Origin of the sequence: Microbacterium sp., assembly GCF_036277215.1 — a bacterium.
GTDB lineage: Bacteria > Actinomycetota > Actinomycetes > Actinomycetales > Microbacteriaceae > Microbacterium.
In genome coordinates this window covers 1-20,202 of the sequence record NZ_DASUNI010000344.1, presented here as the reverse complement: position 1 = coordinate 20,202, position 20,202 = coordinate 1, and the positions used below count along the sequence as shown (strand labels likewise).

Annotated in this window: 19 protein-coding genes and 1 pseudogene; 11 read left to right on the top strand and 9 right to left on the bottom strand. The window is 68.9% G+C overall.

Features of this window, described 5'->3' with window-relative positions; genetic code table 11:
• The first annotated feature begins 18 nt into the window (after positions 1-18).
• Genes VFX99_RS16575 through VFX99_RS16550 form a run of 6 tightly spaced genes read left to right on the top strand, consistent with a single transcriptional unit; the run spans position 19 to position 5,977 of the window.
• Entirely contained in the window at positions 19-972 is a 954-nt protein-coding gene (locus tag VFX99_RS16575; protein ID WP_329667392.1) for an ABC transporter permease, read from the top strand.
• Positions 969-1,919: an ABC transporter permease gene (locus VFX99_RS16570; protein ID WP_329667391.1), complete on the top strand. Its 951-nt coding sequence runs from the start codon at positions 969-971 to the stop codon at positions 1,917-1,919. The genes VFX99_RS16575 and VFX99_RS16570 overlap by 4 nt, the downstream gene beginning before the upstream one ends.
• Positions 1,916-3,088, top strand: coding sequence for an ABC transporter ATP-binding protein (locus VFX99_RS16565; protein WP_329667390.1), 1,173 nt, complete (start codon positions 1,916-1,918; stop codon positions 3,086-3,088). Before VFX99_RS16570 ends, VFX99_RS16565 begins: the two co-directional genes overlap by 4 nt.
• Entirely contained in the window at positions 3,085-4,041 is a 957-nt protein-coding gene (locus VFX99_RS16560; RefSeq protein ID WP_329667389.1) for an ATP-binding cassette domain-containing protein, read from the top strand. Before VFX99_RS16565 ends, VFX99_RS16560 begins: the two co-directional genes overlap by 4 nt.
• On the top strand, positions 4,038-5,192 hold the full coding sequence (locus tag VFX99_RS16555) for a Gfo/Idh/MocA family oxidoreductase (RefSeq protein ID WP_329667388.1): 1,155 nt from the start codon (positions 4,038-4,040) through the stop codon (positions 5,190-5,192). The genes VFX99_RS16560 and VFX99_RS16555 overlap by 4 nt, the downstream gene beginning before the upstream one ends.
• The gene (locus tag VFX99_RS16550) at positions 5,189-5,977 is read left to right on the top strand and encodes a tyrosine-protein phosphatase (RefSeq protein WP_329667387.1); all 789 of its coding nucleotides are present in this window, start codon (positions 5,189-5,191) and stop codon (positions 5,975-5,977) included. The genes VFX99_RS16555 and VFX99_RS16550 overlap by 4 nt, the downstream gene beginning before the upstream one ends.
• Positions 5,978-5,986: 9 nt before the next feature.
• Here the strand turns inward: VFX99_RS16550 and VFX99_RS16545 are convergent, their stop codons facing one another.
• The 6 genes from VFX99_RS16545 to VFX99_RS16520 all read right to left on the bottom strand — a co-directional run bounded on the left by VFX99_RS16545 (position 5,987) and on the right by VFX99_RS16520 (position 11,460).
• Positions 5,987-6,766: an HpcH/HpaI aldolase family protein gene (locus VFX99_RS16545; RefSeq protein WP_329667386.1), complete on the bottom strand. Its 780-nt coding sequence runs from the start codon at positions 6,764-6,766 to the stop codon at positions 5,987-5,989.
• A complete protein-coding gene (locus tag VFX99_RS16540) occupies positions 6,766-7,812 on the bottom strand; it encodes an NAD(P)-dependent oxidoreductase (protein ID WP_329667385.1) in 1,047 nt (348 codons plus the stop codon). The genes VFX99_RS16545 and VFX99_RS16540 overlap by 1 nt, the downstream gene beginning before the upstream one ends.
• Positions 7,813-7,932: 120 nt before the next feature.
• On the bottom strand, positions 7,933-8,892 hold the full coding sequence (locus VFX99_RS16535) for a VOC family protein (protein WP_329667384.1): 960 nt from the start codon (positions 8,890-8,892) through the stop codon (positions 7,933-7,935).
• Between the two features lie 39 nt (positions 8,893-8,931).
• On the bottom strand, positions 8,932-10,011 hold the full coding sequence (locus VFX99_RS16530) for a 4-oxalomesaconate tautomerase (RefSeq protein ID WP_329667383.1): 1,080 nt from the start codon (positions 10,009-10,011) through the stop codon (positions 8,932-8,934).
• Complete coding sequence (locus tag VFX99_RS16525; RefSeq protein ID WP_329667382.1) at positions 9,998-10,708, bottom strand: 4-carboxy-4-hydroxy-2-oxoadipate aldolase/oxaloacetate decarboxylase; 711 nt, start codon at positions 10,706-10,708, stop codon at positions 9,998-10,000. Before VFX99_RS16525 ends, VFX99_RS16530 begins: the two co-directional genes overlap by 14 nt.
• Complete coding sequence (locus VFX99_RS16520; RefSeq protein WP_329667381.1) at positions 10,705-11,460, bottom strand: PIG-L deacetylase family protein; 756 nt, start codon at positions 11,458-11,460, stop codon at positions 10,705-10,707. Before VFX99_RS16520 ends, VFX99_RS16525 begins: the two co-directional genes overlap by 4 nt.
• Positions 11,461-11,687: 227 nt before the next feature.
• Between VFX99_RS16520 and ligM the strand changes: the two genes are divergently transcribed.
• Positions 11,688-13,094 (top strand): vanillate/3-O-methylgallate O-demethylase, encoded by a 1,407-nt coding sequence (gene ligM, locus VFX99_RS16515; RefSeq protein ID WP_329667380.1) that lies wholly within the window; start codon positions 11,688-11,690, stop codon positions 13,092-13,094.
• 43 nt (positions 13,095-13,137) lie between these two features.
• Here the strand turns inward: ligM and VFX99_RS16510 are convergent, their stop codons facing one another.
• Positions 13,138-14,076 carry a LysR family transcriptional regulator gene (locus VFX99_RS16510; protein WP_329667379.1) on the bottom strand — a complete coding sequence of 313 codons (939 nt, stop codon included), beginning with the start codon at positions 14,074-14,076 and terminating at the stop codon, positions 13,138-13,140.
• Positions 14,077-14,188: 112 nt separating this feature from the next.
• Between VFX99_RS16510 and VFX99_RS16505 the strand changes: the two genes are divergently transcribed.
• Positions 14,189-15,541 (top strand): aminomethyl transferase family protein, encoded by a 1,353-nt coding sequence (locus VFX99_RS16505; protein WP_329667378.1) that lies wholly within the window; start codon positions 14,189-14,191, stop codon positions 15,539-15,541.
• A 111-nt stretch (positions 15,542-15,652) separates the two neighbouring features.
• Here the strand turns inward: VFX99_RS16505 and VFX99_RS16500 are convergent, their stop codons facing one another.
• A complete protein-coding gene (locus tag VFX99_RS16500) occupies positions 15,653-16,315 on the bottom strand; it encodes a GntR family transcriptional regulator (RefSeq protein WP_329667377.1) in 663 nt (220 codons plus the stop codon).
• 96 nt (positions 16,316-16,411) lie between these two features.
• Here VFX99_RS16500 and VFX99_RS16495 point away from each other — a divergent pair, with 96 nt between their 5' ends.
• From VFX99_RS16495 to VFX99_RS16485, 3 genes are all read left to right on the top strand, one after another.
• Positions 16,412-17,197, top strand: a complete 786-nt coding sequence (locus VFX99_RS16495) for an NAD(P)-dependent oxidoreductase (RefSeq protein ID WP_329667376.1) — start codon at positions 16,412-16,414, stop codon at positions 17,195-17,197.
• A gap of 19 nt (positions 17,198-17,216) precedes the next feature.
• Positions 17,217-18,032, top strand: a complete 816-nt coding sequence (locus VFX99_RS16490) for an IclR family transcriptional regulator (protein WP_329667375.1) — start codon at positions 17,217-17,219, stop codon at positions 18,030-18,032.
• Between the two features lie 175 nt (positions 18,033-18,207).
• A complete protein-coding gene (locus VFX99_RS16485) occupies positions 18,208-19,839 on the top strand; it encodes a tannase/feruloyl esterase family alpha/beta hydrolase (RefSeq protein ID WP_329667374.1) in 1,632 nt (543 codons plus the stop codon).
• A 57-nt stretch (positions 19,840-19,896) separates the two neighbouring features.
• Here the strand turns inward: VFX99_RS16485 and VFX99_RS16480 are convergent.
• A pseudogene (locus VFX99_RS16480) lies at positions 19,897-20,202 on the bottom strand (5-methyltetrahydropteroyltriglutamate--homocysteine S-methyltransferase); the annotation flags it as partial.

Genomic DNA, 20,202 nt, shown 5'->3' with positions numbered 1-20,202 from the left:
ACTTCGACGGAGAAGCACATGAAAAGCACTCTGCGGGCGATCGGCTCGCGCCTGCTGTACGGCATCCCCGTGCTGATCATCGTGACGCTCGGCGCGGCCGCGCTGATGGATCTGATGCCCGGATCGCCGGGTCAGGCGATCCTCGGCGACGCCGCCACCCAGGAGCAGGTCGACGCGATCAACGCGCAGCTGGGCTACGACCAGCCGTTCATGGTGCGCTATCTGGAATGGGCGGGCAACGCCCTGCGCGGTGACTTCGGGACCACGCTGTTCACGCAGGAGCCGGTCACCGACGTGGTGATGCGCCGGCTGGTGGTCACCGCGCAGATCGCTCTGATGGCGCTGTTCTTCGCCCTGATCGTCGCCGTACCGTTCGCCATGCTGGCCGCGCTGCGGTCGGGCAAGCTCCTGGATCGGACCCTCAACTTCATCACCTCCGCCCTGCTGAGCATCCCGTCGTTCGTGAACGTCGTGATCGTCTCGCTGATCTTCGTGGTCTGGCTGAAATGGTTCCCCGCGACCGGCTGGGTCCCGCCCTCCGAGTCGTTGGCCGACAACCTCCGGTACGCGTTCCTGCCGGCTCTCGCGCTGAGCATCTACGAGGGCGCCTTCTTCTACCGCGTGATCCGATCCGACCTCACCGGCACGCTGCGGGAGGACTACATCCTGGTCGCCCGGGCCAAGGGCCTGCCCCGCTCGTACATCCTGGCCCGTCACGCGATGCGGCCGTCGCTGACCTCACTGGTCACGGTCATGGGCCTGGCCCTGGGGCGACTTCTCGGCGGCGCCGTGATCGTCGAGTTCTTCTTCTCCGTCCCCGGCCTCGGCGCGGAGGCCGTGAATGCCGTCTCCATCAAAGACATGCCGGTGATCCAGGCGATCGTCACGATCTGCGTCGTGGCGTACGTGCTCATCTTCATCGTCGTAGACCTCGCCTATGCGTGGATCGATCCGAGAGTGAGCGTGCGATGACAACCCAGCTGACACCGGGGTCGCCGACCGACGGACCCCGCACGCAAGGCCTCAACGCGATCATCCGGCCGCGCCGCGACGGCACCTCGATGGCGCTCATTCCACGGCTGAAGCCCCGCCGCCGCCGCAAGGTCGGGCGAGGGATGCTGTGGTTCGCCGTGATCTGGCTCGCCCTGCTGATCCTCGCCGCGGTGTTCGCCGACTTCATCCCGGGACTGCCGGGATACGACGAGAAGATCGGCACCTTCGCGCAGCCGCCGGACGGCACGATCGGCGGCCTGCTCGGCACCGACGGCGTGGGGCGCAGCAATCTCTCCCGCATCATCTACGGCGCCCGGGTCTCGCTGACCATCGCGGTGGTCTCGACGCTGATCGGACTCACGATCGGCGTGATCGTCGGGATGATCGGCGGCTACTACCGACGTGGCGCCGAGACGGTCGCGAACATCCTGGCGAACACGCTGTCCGCCCTGCCGCCGCTGCTGCTGCTGCTCGCGCTGGTATCGGCGATCGGCGCGTCCCTGTTCGGCATCACCATCGCCCTCGGGGTCGTGATCGCCGACCTGTACATCCGCGTCACGAAGGGGGCGGTGATCGCGAGTGCGAACCGGGAGTACGTGCTCGCCGCGCGCGCCCTCGGCGCCGGGGACCTGCGCATCATGATCAAGGAGATCCTCCCCAACCTGGTCCCGGTCCTGGCCGCCATCATCCCCATGGCGATGGCCATCATGATCGTCGTCGAGGGGTCACTGAGCTTCCTCGGGTACGGCATCCCGGCGCCGACGCCCAGCTGGGGCGGCATGATCGCCGCCGGCGCCGACATCATGCGGCAGTTCCCGCTGGTGATCTTCTGGCCGGTGGTGACGCTGTTCCTCACTGTGCTGTCGTTCAACACGGTGGGCGACTATCTGTCCAGCCGCACCGACGTCCGGGAGGGCAAGCTGTGAGCGCCGAACAGACGGTCCGAAGCGGCGCGGGCTGGAAGAGCGACGACGCGCTGGTGCGCGTGCAGGGCCTCACGCTCGACATCGACACCCCCCAGGGCACGGCTCACATCCTGCGCGGTGTGTCCATGTCGGTGCGCCGGGGCGAGACGCTCGGCATCGTGGGCGAGTCCGGCTCGGGCAAGTCGATGACGCTGCGCGCGGTTCTCGGGCTGACGCCCGGCGGGTCGCGTATCGGCGGCACGATGACCTTCGACGGGCAGGACCTCAGCGCGCTCAAGCCCGAGGCCCGGCGCCGGATGCTCGGCCGCCGGGTGGGTGTGGTGTTCCAGAACCCGATGACCTCGCTCAACCCGGTCCGCACCATCGAGCGCCAGATGGGCGAGGCGGTCCGGTTCCACCAGAAGATGTCGAAGGCCGAGGCCCGTGCGCTCTCGGCGGACCTGCTCGACCAGGTCGGCATCCCGAACGCCACCAAGCGGCTGCGCGACTATCCGCATCAGTTCTCCGGCGGCATGCGCCAGCGCGTGATGATCGCGATGGCGCTCACCTGCTCGCCCGACCTGCTCATCGCCGACGAGGCGACCACCGCGCTCGACGTGACGATCCAGAAGGGCATCCTCGACCTGCTCCAGCAGCTGCAGGCCGACCGGCACATGGCGATGATCATCGTCTCGCACGACCTCAGCGTCGTCTCGGGACGCACCGACGACGTCATCGTCATGTACGGCGGACGTATCGTCGACCGCCGGCCGACCGCCGAGCTGTTCACGCCGCCGATCCACCCGTACACCCGCGCGCTGATGCTCGCGATCCCGCGCCTGGACATGAAATCGCTCACGCGGCTGCCGGCCCTGGGCGGGAATCCGCCGAGCGTGCACGATCCGCTGCTTCCGCATGACGAGGCCGACGCCCGCGACATGCTGCGATGGACGACGATCTCCGAGGCCGTCGAAGACCCGATCGAGTTCGCCGAGCCCGACGACCTCGTCTACACCGACCTCCAGCCCGACGGCATCCTCGGCACCGAGGTCGCCGCGGTCGGCGTGATGTCGAGCGAGCAGCAGGCGGGGATCGCCGAGGGCGGCGAGGTCGAGACGTCGCAGGCGACGCTGTTCGAGGAGATCGCCGAATCCGACGGGCGCCAGTGGGGCGAGGAGGCGCAGCGATGAGCGACGACACGAGGACCGGCACGCTGAGCAGATCGGGCTGGCTGCGCGACGATGCCCTTCTGACCGTCCAGGACCTGCACTGCTCGTTCAAGACCGCGTCGGGTCGCGTCCATGCCGTGCGCGGCGTGACCTTCGACCTGAGACCCGGCGAAACCCTCGGGCTGGTGGGCGAGTCCGGATGCGGCAAGACCACGACAGGACGCGCGATCCTGCGGCTGCCACCGGGGCAGGCGGGGACGGTGACGTTCCGCGGCGAGGACATGTCGGCATACTCGAGCAGCGAGATGCGCGCCGCGCGCCGCCGGCTCCAGATGATCTTCCAGGACCCGATGTCGGCGTTCAATCCGCGCCGGAGGGTGATCGACATCGTCGGCGAGGGACTCGAGATCCAGGGCGTCCCGCGTGCCGAGCGCGACGAGCGGGTCGCTGCCGCCCTCGAGCAGGTCGGCATGAGCGTGCAGATGGTCGGCAACCGCCGGCCGCACGAGTTCTCCGGCGGCCAGTGCCAGCGCATCTCCATCGCCCGTGCACTCGCGCTCGGGCCGGACGTGATCGTGTGCGACGAGCCTGTGGCCTCGCTCGACGTCTCCGTCCAGGCGCGTGTCCTCAACGTGCTCCACGACATCCGGGAACGCAACGAGCTGTCGCTCGTCTTCGTCTCGCACGATCTCGCGGTCGTGAAGGTCATGGCCGACCGCATCGCCGTGATGTACCGCGGGCGGATCGTCGAGATCGGGGACGCGGACGCGGTCTACCGCAGCCCATCGCACCCGTACACCAGGCGCCTGCTTGACGCCGTGCCGGTCATCCACGAGAGCGAGCGCGCGTTCGAAGCGGGCGTCGACGACGGCGACGACTCATGGCGCACGGTCGACCGCGCGCTCGTCGAGGTCGGTCCGGGCCACTTCGCGGCGCTCGGCGAGATCGTGACCGACGGCGAGACCGTGCCGTGACCGCCGGCGCAGACCCCGCGCCGTCCGATCCAGCAGGCCTGCGGGTCGTGGTGATCGCGGCCGGATCGCACATCTTCCAGGCGGCGCACGTCCCCGCGATCCTGGCCACCGGCGTCCAGGTGGTGGGGGTCTTCGACGCAGAACCGTCCCGCGCGGCCGAGGTCGCCGCCGAGCACGGCTGGAAGGTCGCCGACACCCTCGACGAACTGCTCGCACTCGATGCGGATGCCGCGGTCGTGTGCGCACCGCATCCCCTGCACGCGGAGCTCGTCCAGCGCTGCCTGGACGCGCAGCTCTGGGTGCTCGTCGAGAAGCCCCTCGCCGCACGCCTCAGCGAAATCGATGCGCTCACCGCCGCCGTCGAGGCCTCCGGTCGGCAGGTGGCCGTCGTGCAGCAGCACCGCCTGCGCGCCGAGGTGGTGCAAGCACGCCGCCGGATCGCGGCCGGGGAGTTGGGTGCCGTCCACCGTGCCGTCGTGACCGCCAGCTATCCCAAACGCGCGAGCTACTACGTGGACACGCCGTGGCGCGGCACCTGGCAGGGCGAGGGCGGAGGAGTGCTGCTCAACCAGGGTCTGCACGACATCGACGTGCTCGTCCACCTCCTCGGGCGACCGGATGCCGTCACCGCGAACCTTCGCACGCTCGTGCAGCCGATCGAGACCGAAGACACCGCCGACGTCCTGCTCGAATGGACGGGCGGCGCCACGGCGACCGTGCACATCACCAGCGCCGCGCGACTCGACGGGAACCGCACCGAGATCTTCGGCTCCGGAGGCTCGCTTCGGCTGTCTCAGGACGGCCTCGACATCCGCTCGGGCCATGGGGACTTCCGGGACTTCGCGGCCACGGCGGGCGGGCACTTCGATGCCTACGAGGTATCGGACTGGCGCCGCGCCGTGCCCCACGGGGGCGGCACGCACGCCGAGGTCTACTCGGACTTCGCGACGGCGTGGGCCGAGGACGGCGAACCGCTGACCACCGCGCGCGCGGCGCGCGATGCGGTCGAGGTCATCGCCGCCGCCGCGCTCTCGTCGACCAGACGGGCCACCGTGTCGCTGCCCCTCGACCCCGCCGAATTCGACGCGTTCCTGGACGCGCGCATCGCCGCCTCTCCCGGGCGTCGCACCCCCGAGAGGACCCCCGCATGAGCGCTCCGGCTCGACCGATCGAAGAGACCCCGCTGAACAACCTCCGGGATCTCGGCGGCATCGCCGTCGAGGGCGGCGTGATCGCGCCGGGACACCTCTTCCGCAGCGACGACGTGTCCACGGTGCCCGACGAGCAGGCGCGCGAGCTGTTCGACCGCGGCATCCGCACCATCATCGATCTGCGCTCGCCCGCCGAGGCCGAACACACCGGACGCGGCCCGCTGGGCCGGTACGACGTGACCTACCGACGGATGTCGCTGCTGCGCGGCGGTGCGGAACCCGACGAGTTCCTGCAGCACCTGCGTGAGGACTCGGCCACGCCCAGGACAGTGGGGGAGTACTACGCGGCGACGCTCGTGGCCGAGGCGGACACGCTGGCCGAGGGCATCCGCGCGATCGCAGACGCCCCGGGCGGGGTGCTTTTCCACTGCGCCGCGGGCAAGGACCGCACCGGCATCTTCGCGGCCGCCCTGCTGTCGGTGCTGGGCGCCGACGAGGAGGACATCGCGACGGACTATGCGCTCTCGTCGACGGCGGTGCCCCGCATCATGGCGCGGGTGAGCGCCTCCATCGGCCACCTCATGGGGGAGTCGGATGCGTTCTTCCGCGCCGCGGCCGAGGGTCGCGGACCGGTCAGCCCGCTGCTGGGCGCCGAGCACGACGCCATGGTCGAGATGCTCGCGATCCTCGACGAGGAGCGCGGTGGCGCGGCCGTGGTGCTGCGCGAAGCGGGACTCGACGACGACGTGGTGCAGCGCCTGCGGGCGCGTGTCGTGGAGGGCTGAGCCCGCGGTTCAGCCGAGGGCTTCGGCGATGCCCTCGAGTCCGGAACGCAGGGCCTGGCGGTAGATCCCGAGGTCGCTTCCGTAGGCGAGCACCGTGAAGCCCCGCTCGACGAGCGAGCGCGCGTCGTCCGGGCCGCTCGTGAGGAACCCCACCGGCTTGCCGTTCGCCTTGCCGGCGGTCACGATGCGCTCCAGCGCCGCGAGGTAGAGCGGGTGGTCGAACTGCGTGGGGATGCCCATGCTCGTGGTGAGGTCGAAGTGACCGACCCACAGGATGTCCACGCCCGGCACCGCCGCGATCTCCTCGACGTTCTCGAGTGCCTCGGCTGTCTCGATCTGCACCATCACGATCGTCTCGGCGTTCGATTTCTTCATCGCCGCGACCGGCTCGACCTCGCCGAAGTCGTGAGCGGCCAGGCCGAACATCGTGCCGCGGATGCCCTGCGGCGGGTAGTGCGCCCACGACGCGATCGCCGCGGCCTCGTCGGCAGTGCCCACCATCGGGATCATCAGCCCGACGGCCCCCATGTCCAGGGCCAGGGCGATGTTCTCGCGGGATGCCGAGGGCACGCGCACGAACGGCGTCGAGCCTCCGGCGCGGGTCGCGGTCAGGACCGGCGTCATGGTCTCCCAGCCGAAGCCGGTGTGCTCGCCGTCGATCAGCACGAAGTCGGCACCGGCACCGGCCGCCGCGCGCGCGACGGCGACGGCGGGGAAGGCGAGCAGGAACGTGCCCACGACCGTCTCGCCGCCCAGCACGCGGGCGCGGAGGCTTCTGCGGCGCACCATCACGACACGGTCTTCGGGGCGTCGGGAACCCCTGCCCATCGCTCGTGCTCGAGCGAGGCGGGGTTGACCACGACGTGCGACGGACGGAAGCCGCGCTTGACCTCGAGGAGGGACCGCACGCATCCCGAGCCGTTGCCGTACGCGAGCTGGTCGGTCCAGCCCGTCGCGTGCGGCGAGAGCAGGACGTTGTCGCAGTCCAGCAGCGGATCGTCGTCGTCGGCGGGCTCCTTCTCGAGAACATCGAGGCCCGCCCCGCGGATGCGGCCGGCGGCGAGCACCTCGGCGAGGGCATTCTGATCGATGAGAGGCCCGCGCGCGACGTTGACGATCACGGCGTTGTGCTTCATGAGTGCGAGTCGTTCCGCGTTCACGATGTGCCGGGTCTCGGGTGTGAGCGCGGCCGTCACGACGATCGCGTCGGAGGAGGCCATGAGCTCTTCGATCGAGACCAGCTCGGCCCCCAGCTCGGTCGCCTTCGCGGCATCCAGGTAGGGGTCGAACGCCAGGACGCGCATGCCCAGCGGTGCGAGCAGGCGGCTGACCTCGCGGCCGATGTTGCCGAACCCGATGATGCCCAGCGTCTTGCCCGGCAGCCCCAAGCCGTTGTACTCGTAGCGCTCCGACCAGTCGCGGCGCTCGCGGACGATGCGATCCTTCTGGCGCACGTTGTGTGCGACGGCCAGCAGCAGCGTGACGGCCGCGAGAGCCATCGGTCCGCGTGTGCCGTCGGGTGTGATGGTGACCGGGATGCCGGCTGTCGTGCACGCGTCGAGGTCGATCGTGTCGTAGCCCACCCCGAACCGGGCGACCACCTTCAGCCGTTCGGCACCTTCGAGCGACCGCGCGTCCAGCGCGTTGCCGAGCACCATCACGCCGTCGTAGCCCGCGAGGGCGCCCGGCGAGAGGGGTGTCTCGTCGACGTCGAGGTACTCCCACACCACGTCCGGCTCCGCTTCGAGCTCGGCCATGCCGATGTCTCCCCAGCCGATCGTCCCGTCGTCGGAGCGGAAGTCGCGCGTCAGCGCGACGCGGAAGGTCTCAGGCATGTCGTCTCGTTTCTGCAGGCGCGGAGCGGCCAGGGCTCCGTACCTCCGATGCTACGAATCGAGCCACTCCCGATCGAGGGGTCGTCCCGGGGGCTGGGACGACCCGATCCGACCTCGACCTCAGTGGTCGCCCTTCACCACGGGTGTGCCGTGGGTGTGGAAGGTCTCGATGGTCTTCATGCCCCACGCCTGGCCCTTCTTGCGCTCTTCGGCGGACCACTCGACGACCGGCTGGTCGGGGTCCAGCAGCAGACGGGCGCCTGCGTTGGCGAACTCGATGCGGTTCCCGCCCGGTTCCCACACGTACAGGAAGAACGTCTGGTTGATGGCGTGCTTGTGGGGACCGGACTCGATGTGGATGCCGTTCTCGAGGAAGATGTCGGCAGCCTTGAGGATGTCCTCCCGGGTGTCGGGGGCGAACGCGATGTGGTGCAGGCGGTTGCCGTGCTTGAGCCAATCGTCGGAGTAGACGATGTCGTAGGACTTGTTGTTGAAGTGGAACCACCAGGCGGCGTAGCCGCCGCCGTCGATGGCGATCCGCTCGCTCTCCCGGCCGCCGAGCGCCTGAGCGATGAACTCGCCGTTGGCCACCACGTCCTTGGCGAGGTAGTTGATGTGATCCAGGCGCCGGGCGTTCACTCCGCGTCCGGGGAACGCGGAGGCCTGGTTCTTGAGGGCCGGCTTGTCGTCGGTGGCGACGTACCGCTCGCTCTCGTAGTAGATCCCCATCGAGTGGCCGTCCGGATCGCGGAACAGGTAGGTCGGGCCGGTGCCCTGCTCGCCGTCCACCCATCCCTCGCCCAGACCGAACCCGTCGATGGCGGCGACCCGCCGCTCCAGCGCCTCCTGACTGGTGGTGCGGAACGTGGTGCGCCCGACGCCGGCGTCTTCGGCGGCGGTGAGCTTGATCGTGTACCGCTGATACTCGTCCCACGTGCGCAGGTACACCGAGTCTCCGGCCTCCGCGACCACGCGCATCGCGAGCAGGTCGCGGAAGAACCACAGGCTCTCGTCGAACTTCGCGGTCAACAGCTCGATGTTGCCGATGTGCGCGACATCGAACGACGTGTAATCGGTCATGGGAGGGTCCTCTCTGGCGGGCGGAAAAGGGGCGGTGCGCTACGTGCGCGGGCGGGGGAAGACGAGGCCGTCGAAGACCTTGCGGGCGGTTCGCAGCGACGTGGATGTCGCCGACCAAGTGCCGTCGTCGTCGAGCTCGATCCGCACGCGTGCCGGGAAGGTGCCGCCGGGGTGCTCGATCCCGTCGGCACCGGCTTCGGACAGCTGCGCGAGATCGGCGCCGACGACACCGGGAATGCGGATGCCGGCGGCCACCGACGCGGCCATCAGCACGCCGATCGAGGTGTGCACCCGCGTGGGGATGAAGGCGCGTGTGGAGATGGCACCACCGTGTCGCGGTGGAGAGAGCAGGAACATCTTGGGCACCGTCGCGCCGGCGACGTCGCCGAGGCCCATCCGGGGACCCGCCAGCAGCCGGATGCGCTCCACTTGCCCCCTGAGCTCCTGCCGGGCTTCGAGCTCGGCGGGGCTCTCGTCGCCGGCGACGCCGAACTCGTCGGCGCGCAGCAGCACCACCGGCATTCCGTTGTCGATCAGCGTGACGCGGTGGCCGTCGAGGTCGTCGACGACCCGGCCGGTGGGCAGGAGGCGTGCGTCCGGGCTGCCGCTGAGCTCGATCTCGATGGGCGCGGCGGTTCCCGGAACGCCGTCGATGGCGGCGTCCCCGTCGTAGTCGACCCGGCCGCCGGGTGTCGCGAACGTCTCGGTGGCCAGGTCGCCCGTGTTGATCAGCCGGATGCGGACGGTCGTGGTCGGCGAATCGGCGGTCACGAGGCCCCGCTCGACCGCGAACGGGCCGATGCCGGCGAGGAGGTTGCCGCATGTCTGGGCGTCGCTCACGGTCGGCTGGTCGACACCGACCTGCAGGAACAGGTAGTCGACGTCGACGCCGTCTTCGGCGGACAGTGAGACGATCGCGACCTTGCTGGTGAGCGGATGGGCGCCGCCGAGCCCGTCGATCTGGGCCGGATCGGGGCTGCCCATGATCCGCAGGACGAGGTCGTCGCGCTCCGCGGGGTCGGCGGGCAGATCGTCGGCGAGGAAGTACGCGCCCTTCGACGTGCCGCCGCGCATCAGCATGCAGCGGATGCCGTCGCGCACCGCGTCAGCGACCGCCATCCTCGTATTCCTCCTGGGACACGAATGCCACGCCGAGGTCGGCGAGCACGGGGCGGAGATCGTTGAGGTCCATCGAGATCTCGCCGGCCTGGTAGCGGAGCCGGTTGGCGGCCTCCTTGGCGGCGCGCGCCTGCGCGGCTTGGAGGGTGGCGACGGCGCGGTCACGGGGCACGATCGTCACGCCGTCGTCGTCGGCCACCACGATGTCGCCGGGGTTGACCTGGACACCGCCGAGCACGACGGGCACGTTCACCGATCCCGGGGTGTCTTTCACGGTGCCCTCGGCGCTGACGTGCGCGGTCCACACCGGGAAGCCCATGTTCCGCAGCTCGCCGGTGTCGCGCACACCGCCGGAGGTCACGTACGCGCGGACGCCGCGGACCTGCATCTGGGTGGCCATCAGCTCGCCGATGAACCCGTAGGGCGAGTCGGTCACGGGCACCACGACGATCACGTCGCCGGCTCGGGACTGCTCGATCGCCGCGTGCACCATGAGGTTGTCGCCCGGGGCGCACGAGACGGTGATCGCGGAGCCGGCGATCGCGGCGTCCTGCTGGATCGGGCGGATCCGGGGACCGGCGTACCCGATGCGGCCCATCGCCTCGTGGACGGTCGCCGATCCGAGCGGGGCGAGCGCGTCGATGGTCGCGGAATCCGCTCTCTGGATGTCGGTGACGACGACGTGGGGTGAGCTCATTCGAGGATGTCCGTGACCTGCGGGTAGTACCGCATGTACGCCTCGCCCTTGGTGTCGACGGGGAGGCCGAGGTTGGGGCCGGCGTTGCGCTTGACCTGCACCCCGCGGCGGATCGCGAGGGACGTGTAGTACTCCCACATGTGCTTCTGCGCGGGCAGGCACTCCATCGCCTTCTGCTTCAGCGCGAACGCCTCGGTGATGTCCAGCAGCACGTTCGGCTTGAAGTCGGACTGCTCCGGCTGGTGCGGTTCGAAGAAGAACACCGGCGGCGCCCCGATGATCTCTTCCGTCGTGGGATAGGTGCCGTCGGAGTTCGCGACACCGATGGCCTGGGCCAGCACGCGAGCCTGCAGGGCCATGCGCGCCGCGGCGGGATGGTCGCCGTTGTACGGGTCGGCCAGCGGATGGGTCAGCACCACCGTGGGCTGGGTGCGCCGGTACACGTCGATGAGCTTGTCGATCGTCTCCGTGGATTCGATCAGCGGGTAGTCGCCGGCATCCAGGAATTCGATCTCGGCGCCCAGAGCGGATGCCGCCGCCGTCGCCTCGTCCCGACGGATGGTCTTGATCTCCTCCAGCGACTTGCCCTGCAGCCACTGCGAGGCCGACTCGCCTCGCTCGCCATAGCTCACGCACACGACGGTGGCACGCTCACCCCGCATCGTCGCCGCCGCGATCGCGCCACCCGCGCGCCACACGAAATCACCCGCGTGGGCACTCACAACCAGAAGCGAACGGGCTGTCTCAGCCAAGAGGGGACTCCTGTCTCAAGTAGGTGCCCATCCGAGGGCCGAGGGCGTCGTCCAGCTCTGCGTCGAGCGCTGCCGTCCTCGTTGAACCCAGCGAACCATACCCCTAGCGCAATGGTCAACATTCTGGTTACAATTTTGGCGACCCTGGAATCACTCTGGACATAGGTAAATGTCCTCCGTACGATCGCGGGCAGGGACCAAACGACGAAGACGTTGAAGGGAACGACATGGCCGGCAATCTCCAGGAAGTGCTCGACGAGGCAGGAAACACCGTCGAACACCTTCGCAACTCTCAGCTCGGCACGTACATCTACCCGGTGGTGCCGGCGGAATTCACGAACTGGCGGCGCGAGCAGATCGCGTGGCGCGAAACGGCGGTCCTCTTCGACCAGTCGCACCACATGGTGAACTTCTTCATGTCGGGTCCGGACGCACTGAAGCTGCTGTCCGACACCGGCATCAACAGCTTCGCGAACTTCCCGGTCAACACGGCCAAGCAGTTCGTGCCGACCGCGTCCAACGGCGGCGTCATCGGTGACGGCATCCTGTTCCACGAGGATGAGGGCGACTACGTCTACGTCGGTCGCGCCCCCGGGGCGAACTGGCTGCAGTTCCACGCCGAGACCGGCGGTTACGACGTCGAGGTGCGCTACGACGACCGTTCGCCGTCGCGCCCGTACGGCGCGGCCGTGAACCGCGAGTACTACCGATTCCAGATCCAGGGCCCCAACGCCTGGCAGATCATCGAGAAGCTCAACGGCGGGCCTCTGGATAAGGTGCGCTTCTTCCACATGGGCGAGCTGACGATCGCGGGCGAGACGGTCCGCACGCTCCGCCACGGCATGGCGGGCGCGCCCGGACTCGAGCTGTGGGGCCCCTACGAGCAGCACGGCAAGATCCGCGACGCCATCCTCGAGGCCGGTCGCGAGTTCGGCATCGAGGCCTGCGGTTCGCGCGCGTACTCTTCCAACACGCTCGAGTCCGGCTGGATCCCCTCGCCGCTGCCCGCGATCTACTCGAGCGAGGCCGAGCGCGCCTACCGCGAGTGGCTCCCCGCTGACAGCTATGAGGCGATCAACGCGCTCGCGGGCTCGTTCGTCTCGGACGACATCGAGGACTACTACCTCAACCCCTGGGAGCTCGGCTACGGCTCGTTCGTGAAGTTCGACCACGACTTCATCGGTCGCGACGCCCTCGAGAAGGTGGATGCCGAGGCGCAGCGCAAGAAGGTGACGCTGGCGTGGAACGACGAGGACCTCGCGAAGCTGCTGACGACGCCGATCGACCGCGAAGGGCGCGGCTACCAGGTCTTCGACCTGCCGAACGCGAACTACGGCTCGTCGAACTACGACGCCGTCATCGACGCGAACGGCGACACCGTCGGCCTGTCGCTGTTCACCGGCGTGACCGCGAACGAGAAGCGCGGGCTGTCGCTGGCGACGGTGAACCCGGACGTACCCATCGGCGCCGAGGTGCGCGTGGTGTGGGGCGAGCCGGACGGCGGATCGAAGAAGACGACCGTGCAGCCGCATGAGCAGCTCGAGGTCCGCGCCGTCGTCAGCCCGGTGCCGTACGCGGTCACCGCACGCACCGAGTACCAGGGCGGCTGGCGCACGGCTGCGGCCACCGCCTGATCCCCGGGTTCGGACGAAGAGCGGATGCCGCGGCATCCGCTCTTCACCGTTCGCGCGCCGCGTTCCCGTGGATCGCGAAGAACTCGCCGTGGGTCCCGCGGACGGCGCGCACGACCGTGTCGAAGAGCCAGTCCAGTGCGCCGAGCTGCTGCGTCGTGGTGCGCCGGTACAGGCAGACCTCGACGGCCGGCATCTCGAGCGGGAGCGGCTGGACGGTGAGCGGCCAGCTCTGCGCCCAGCCGGTCGCGATCGTGTCGGGCACCGTCGCGATCAGGTCGGGGCTCGCCGCGAGGAGCGACGGCAACGAGGCGAAGTGGTTGAGCACCACGTCGGAGCGCAGCACCGCGCCGGAGCGGCGAAGCGCCGACTCGAGACGCGGCAGGCCCGAGTCGCCCGCCACCACCACCTGGTCGGCGGCGATGTAGTCCTCGAGGTCCAACCCGTGCGTGGCAGAGGCCAGCGGGTGGTCACGCGACATCAGCACGGCGTACGCCTGCGATTTGAGCACAACGTGCTCGAAGGCGCCGGCTACCGGTGACGAGGTGACCGCGAGGTCGATCGTGCCCTGAGAGAGCCATTCCGGGAGCGCCTGCACGTCCAACGGCACGGCTTCCACGCGAAGGTGCGGAGCGCTCGCGCGGACGGCGCGGAAGATCGACGGGAAGTAGCCGATCTCACCGAGCTCCGACAGGGCGATCCGGGAGCGGCGGCGTGAGAGCGCCGGATCGAAGCCTGCGACGCCGTCCATCGTCCGGTCGATGCCCGCGATGCCGTCCCGGAAGCCGGGGAAGAGGCTGACGGCCAGCGGCGTCGGCTCCATCGCGCGCCCGACCCGACGGAACAGCTGGTCGTTCAGATCCCGCCGCAGCCTGCCGAGCGCCTGGCTCACGGCCGGCTGCGTCACATACAGCCGCGCGGCCGCGGCGGTCATGCTGCGCGTTTCGTAGACGGCGACGAAGACGCGGATGAGATTGAGGTCCACCAGCCGCCGCTAAGGCATCCTTTCCCTCCCATAAGCACTGCTTATGCAGAATCGTAGGCTCGATATGCTGCCGTGCATAGCATGGAAGGACACCCGGAACGAAGGAGTTCTCATGCCCGAGTCGCTCGCGCAGGCCATCGCCCGCGCTGGAAGCCCCGTCACACTGCTGCGCAACGCGCAGGCCCGCCCCACCGTCTTCCCGGTGACGCCGGAGTTCAGCAACTGGCGCTCCGAGCAGCAGGCGTGGCGCACCTCGGTCGCGCTGCTGGACCAGTCGCACCACATGACCGACCTGTTCATCACCGGTCCCGATGCGCTGAGGCTCCTCTCGGATGTCGGGGTCAACAGCTTCTCGAACTTCAAGGTCGACCAGGCGAAGCAGTACATCGCCGTCAACCACGAGGGCTACCTGATCGGCGACGCGATCCTCTTCTACCTTGCGGAGGAGTCGTTCGACCTCGTCGGCTGGCACATGGTCCTGGACTGGGTGCAGTACCACGGCGAGACCGGCGACTACGACGTATCGTTCGAACGGGACGCCTCCTCCGTCGTGCGCGAGGGCGATCCCAAGCTGTACCGCTTCGAGATCCAGGGCCCGAATGCGCTGGCCCTGATGGAGAAGGCGACCGGCGCGACCGTGCCGCCCACCAGGTTCTTCGGCATGACGACGTTCACGATCGACGGTCTCGAGGTGCGGTCGCTGCGCCACGGCATGGCCGGTCAGCCCGGGTTCGAGCTGTTCGGTCCGTGGGCGGAGGGCGAGCGCGTCCGCTCCGCCCTGATCGCCGCCGGCGACGGTCTCGATCTTGTGCTCGTCGGATCCAAGGCGTACTCCTCCGCGAATCTCGAGTCGGCGTGGGTTCCCTCGCCGATCCCGGCCATCTTCAGCGGCGAGGGCACCGACGCGTACCGCGAATGGCTGCCCGCCGCCCGAGCCGGCTCGCTCGCCGGCAGCTTCGCCTCGGAGGACATCGCGGACTTCTACATCACGCCGTACGACATCGGCTACGGCCGCAGTGTCGCGTTCGACCACGACTTCATCGGCCGCGCCGCGCTCGAGCGCCACGCCGCAGACCAGGCACGCCAGAAGGTGACCCTGGTGTGGAACCCCGAGGACGTGGCCGCCGCCATCCAGTCGCTGCTCGAGCCGGGGGTTCCGGCGAAGTACATCGACTTCCCGAAGGCTCGCTATGGCCAGCACCAGGTCGATCGGGTGCTGCGCGACGGCAAGGACGTCGGCATCTCGCACGACGCCGGCTACATCACCAACGAGCACGCCTTCGTATCGTTGGCCAGCATCGAGAACGAGTACGCGACACCGGGAACCGAGGTCGAGGTCGTCTGGGGCGAGGATCCCAATTCGCAGAAGCCCGCCGTCGAGAAGCACCGCCAGGTGTCGATCCGGGCTACCGTGCAGCCGGCGCCGTACTCCGCGTTCGCTCGCGAGAACTACCGCAAGAGCTGACGGCCGCGCCGGGTTCAACCGGCTGTTCGTCGCAGTTTGCGGCATCCCGCGCATGTGTTCCTGCGGGAGATGACGCGAACTTCGACGGATGCCGCGGGACCGGGCCTCGCGTCAGGCCACGTCGCGCAGCGCGCCGATGACGCTCTGCAGGTGCACCCGCACGGCATGCTCTGCCGCATCGGGATCGCGCGCGACGATCGCATCGATGATGGCGGCGTGCTCGAGCACCGACACCTTGGCGCGCTGCGGGCGCGACGACAACTTGAACTGGTGGCGAACGCTCTGCGCGTGCAGCCTGCCGAGGACGTCGGATGCCGTCGTATGCCGGCTCAGCACGCGCACCCGCTGATCGAGCAGCTGGTTCAGCCGCGAGTATTCCACCAGGTCGCCGTCGGCGACGGCCTCGATCATGTCCTGGCGGAGGCGCAGGAACTCCTCGACCTGCTCGTCGCTGACCGACGCCGCGGTCTTCGCGGCGCACAGACCCTCGACTCCGATGCGCACCTCGAGGATCTCGATCGCCTCCTCCACGGAGATAGCCCGCACGCGGGATCCGCGGTTGGGCAGTCGCTCGACGAGTCCCTCGTTGGCGAGCTCGAGCAGCGCGGTACGCACGGTGGCCCGGCTGGCCGCGAAGGTGTCGCTCAGGTCCGCCTCGATCAGGCGCTGGTTGGGGGCGTACTCTCCGCGGACGATGGCACTGCGGATGACGTCGGTGACGCGCTCTTCCGATGCGTCGGCAGCGGCGCCCGTATCCTCAACGATCGTCGACATCGAGTTCCTCCCGGCTCCGCCCGGCGCACCCGCCGCTGGCTCCAACCACTATTGTCAACAATATAGACGTGAATGCCTCGTCCTAGGGAGATCACTATGCGCGTCGCGGTGCTGGGACTCGGTGAAGCAGGAAGCATCTATGCCGCCGACCTGTCGGCCCGCGGTGCGGTCGTCGTCGGTACGGACCTGCGCGCATCGGCCGTCGTGGACGGAGTCGGCTTCGCCGACGACATCCCGCACACGGTCCGTGGCGCCGATGTCGTGTTGAGCCTCGTGGGCGCCGGGTCCGCGGCATCCGTCCTCGACGAGTCGCTTCCGGCCATGGACGCCGCGAGCGTCTACGTCGACATGAACACCAGCGGCCCCGACGACAAGCGGCGGCTGGCGGCTGTGGCCGCGGCACGCGGCATCCCGTTCGTCGATGTGGCGATCCTCGCACCCGTTCCTCGCGCGCGGATCGACACCCCACTGCTGCTCAGCGGGCCCGGCGTCGCACGACTGCGGCCGATCCTGGACGAGTTCGGCGTGCCGGCGACGGATGCGGGCGCCCAGGCGGGGGCCTCCGCGGAGTTCAAGCTGCTGCGCAGCGTCTTCATGAAGGGGCTGGCGGCGGTGGTCGTCGAGAGCGTCACCGCGGCGCAGATCTTCGGCGCCGAGGATTGGCTGATCGACCAGATCGCGTCCGAGCTGGGCGCATCCGGTCGCGACGCCGTGCAACACCTGCTCGAGGGCACCGCCAAGCACGCGGTGCGGCGTGAGGTCGAGATGATCGAGGTGCGCGAGTTCCTCGACTCGCTGGATGCTCCGCATCCCATGACCGACGGCACGATCGAGTGGCTCAAGGCGATCGCCGAGAAGGATTCGGTCATCCCGCATTCCTGAGAAGGGAGGTGTCCAGGACGTGGCCGTCCAGGACAAGATCCTCGTGGTGCTGGGTGCATTCAGCATCGAGCGACCCAGCATGACGCTGTCGGAGATCGCCCGCGCGACCGAGCTGCCGATGTCGACCGTGCATCGCCTCGTCGCGCACCTGACGTCCTGGGGCGCGCTCGAGCGCGACTCGCGCCAGCGTTATGCGATCGGTCTGCGGTTGTGGCAGCTCGGCACGCTTTCGCCGGCGGCCTACCAGCAGCGCGCCCTCGTCGTCCCCTTCCTCGAGCAGCTGTTCGTGGACACCCGCCGTTCGGTCGGGCTGTCCGTCTTCCGCCCGGGCGGTGACATCGTCGTCGAGCAGAGTCTGGGGTGGCGCGACGCCGACTTCGCGGCGGGTCTGGGCGAGCGCCTCCCCGTCCACGCTTCCTCCCCGGGTCTCATCCTGCTCGCCTTCGGCCGGCCTCACATCTGGCGGGCGCTCGCGAAGCGGCCGCTGCGCCGGTACACATCGCGGACCATCGTCGACCCGGCAGCGCTTCGCCGGGCGGTCGAGCGGGTCCGGAAGACCTCCATCGCGGTGAGCGAAGGCGCCCTGGTCGCCACCACGAGTTCCGTCTCGGCGCCCGTGTTCGGCCACGACGGCGACATCTACGGTGCCGTGTCTGTTGTCTGGACGACGAAGACCGCCGATGCCGCAGAGCTGGCACCCCGGGTGCTTTCGACCGCGAATCGCGTGAGCGCGGCAATGCGCGACTTGCGTGACGAACTGCATCCTCATCCCGTGCGTCGCGGCGTCTTCGACCCGTCTCGGGCCGGCGACGCGATCGCGTCCGACGAGCGCTAGCACCGCACCCCACCGCCCGTCAATAACGGGCTTCTGTAGACAGAATTGTCTTGGATCCCGCCCGCCCACGTGATTCATTGACCTCGCGCGGCCCCCTCTCCGCGCGAGGTGTTGCGCGGGACGACCATCGGATGAAGCGCCCGACGGACCACCTCATCGATGCAAAGGAGCGACGATGAAGAAGAACTCTGTTCGGCTCGGGACGATAGCGCTCGCAGTCGCACTCGTCACCACAGCGATGGCCGGTTCGCCCGCGATGGGTGCACCTCCGGCGAAGTCACCGCCCCCTCTCACGCCTGATCGATGCGCGACTCTCGTCGGCACGACCATCGACGCGCGGGACATTGACCTGCCGACCACGGGCGCGACGGTCAAGACCGCGACGTGGGCGGTGGAAATCGGCGGCGGCCAGTGCCGCGTCATCGGCGACATCCACCCGGTCGACCCGAGCGCGCCGGCGATCGAATTCCAGGTCAATCTGCCGCAGAACTGGAACCAACGCGCCCTCCAGTTCGGCGGGGGAGGTTACGACGGGACGCTCGTGACAGGGCTCGGACGCTATTCGCAGCAGCCGGCCAGTCAGCCGACTCCGCTTCAACAGGGCTACGTGACCCTGGGCTCCGATGGCGGGCACAAGGGGGTCGGATTCGACGCCTCGTTCGGGCTGAACGACGAGGCCCTGCTCAACTATGGTCAGCAGTCGATCAAGAAGACCCATGACGCCGCGAGCGTGCTGATCGACCGCGCCTACGGCAAGGATCCGGCGTACTTCTACTTCGCTGGATTCTCGCAGGGCGGTCATGAGGCCCTGGATGCCGCCGGTCGCTACTCGAAGGACTACGACGGCGTCATCGCGGGCACGCCCACGTACAACGTCACGATGATGCATGCCGGAATCGGCTCGATGTACCGGGATGCGCTGTACCGCGAAGGCGGGGTGGGATGGATCAACCCGACGGAACGCGCGCTGCTCGTCAGTAGCGTCTATTCGGCATGCGACCCGATCGACGGGCTGGCCGACGGGATCATCTCGGACACCGAGGGATGCCTCGGCGAGTTCGACATCCAATCGCTGCGGTGCGAGAACGGTGCCGACACCGGTGACACGTGCCTGTCGGACGCGCAGGTCGAGACGGTCGAGCTCATCGCGTCCGGGAAGGAGCTGGGCTTCGAGATCGCGGGTAACAGCTTCGCGGCACCCGGCCCGATCCTGACCGGCGGAACCTATGACCGATTCGGGCTCGGCACCGAGCCGCAGCCGCACAATCCGATGAACGGGACCGAGGCCTTCCAGTACACGGTGCTGGATGCCGTGTCGAAGTACATCATCACGCGGGACCCGTCCCTCGACACCCCGAACTGGCGGCTGGAGGACTGGATCCCGCGCATCCAGGAGGTCGGTCAGATCATGGACACGACCGATGTCAGCTTCCAGCAGGCGTACGCCAAGAAGGTCAAGGTGCTCATGTACACCGGCATGGCCGACGACGGTGTTTCTCCGTACAACACCATCCAGTTCTACGACCGGCTGGTCGCTGACCTCGGACAGAAGAAGGTGGACAAGTTCCTGCGGTTCTACACCGTGCCCGGGTTCAGTCACGGCTTCGGTCCGTTCGCGGCGAGCCTCGACTCGCTCACGGTGCTCCGCGCCTGGGTCGAGGACGGAGTCGAGCCCGGTCAGCTGACGGTCGCCGACACCAACGCCGCGACCCTGGGCCGCACACGACCGCTGTGCGAGTACCCCACATGGCCGCGATTCGACGGCGGTGATCCGAACAGCGCATCCAGCTTCACCTGCGTGAGCTGAGCACGCACGAGGGGCCGGGATGCATGCGTCCCGGCCCCTCGTCCTGCGTGCGAGCGGTTACGCGTCCGCCCAGACCTCGGCGGCGACCGCCACCGTCTCCTCGATCTTCGCCCACTGCTCGTCCTCGGTGAGGATGTTGCCCTCCTCCGTGGAGGCGAAGCCGCACTGGGGGCTCAGCGCGAGCTGTTCGAGCGGGACGATCGCGGCGGCCTCGTCGATGCGGCGCTTGAGGCCGTCGACGTCTTCGAGTGTTCCGGACTTCGTCGTGACCAGCCCCAGCTCGACGACCTTCGGCCCCTTCGGCAGGAACCGGAGCGGCTCGAACCCACCGGCGCGTTCGCTGTCGTACTCGAGGAAGTACCC

Bases quoted from the DNA above. Each gene is read 5' to 3' on its own strand.
- VFX99_RS16525 (WP_329667382.1), bottom strand. From the start codon at position 10,708: ATGAGCTCACCCCACGTCGTCGTCACCGACATCCAGAGAGCGGATTCC.
- ligM (WP_329667380.1), top strand. From the start codon at position 11,688: ATGGCCGGCAATCTCCAGGAAGTGCTCGACGAGGCAGGAAACACCGTC.
- VFX99_RS16500 (WP_329667377.1), bottom strand. From the start codon at position 16,315: ATGTCGACGATCGTTGAGGATACGGGCGCCGCTGCCGACGCATCGGAA.
- VFX99_RS16570 (WP_329667391.1), top strand. From the start codon at position 969: ATGACAACCCAGCTGACACCGGGGTCGCCGACCGACGGACCCCGCACG.
- VFX99_RS16560 (WP_329667389.1), top strand. From the start codon at position 3,085: ATGAGCGACGACACGAGGACCGGCACGCTGAGCAGATCGGGCTGGCTG.
- VFX99_RS16530 (WP_329667383.1), bottom strand. From the start codon at position 10,011: ATGGCGGTCGCTGACGCGGTGCGCGACGGCATCCGCTGCATGCTGATG.
- VFX99_RS16485 (WP_329667374.1), top strand. From the start codon at position 18,208: ATGAAGAAGAACTCTGTTCGGCTCGGGACGATAGCGCTCGCAGTCGCA.
- VFX99_RS16495 (WP_329667376.1), top strand. From the start codon at position 16,412: ATGCGCGTCGCGGTGCTGGGACTCGGTGAAGCAGGAAGCATCTATGCC.
- VFX99_RS16505 (WP_329667378.1), top strand. From the start codon at position 14,189: ATGCCCGAGTCGCTCGCGCAGGCCATCGCCCGCGCTGGAAGCCCCGTC.
- VFX99_RS16550 (WP_329667387.1), top strand. From the start codon at position 5,189: ATGAGCGCTCCGGCTCGACCGATCGAAGAGACCCCGCTGAACAACCTC.
- VFX99_RS16575 (WP_329667392.1), top strand. From the start codon at position 19: ATGAAAAGCACTCTGCGGGCGATCGGCTCGCGCCTGCTGTACGGCATC.
- VFX99_RS16540 (WP_329667385.1), bottom strand. From the start codon at position 7,812: ATGCCTGAGACCTTCCGCGTCGCGCTGACGCGCGACTTCCGCTCCGAC.
- VFX99_RS16545 (WP_329667386.1), bottom strand. From the start codon at position 6,766: ATGGTGCGCCGCAGAAGCCTCCGCGCCCGCGTGCTGGGCGGCGAGACG.
- VFX99_RS16535 (WP_329667384.1), bottom strand. From the start codon at position 8,892: ATGACCGATTACACGTCGTTCGATGTCGCGCACATCGGCAACATCGAG.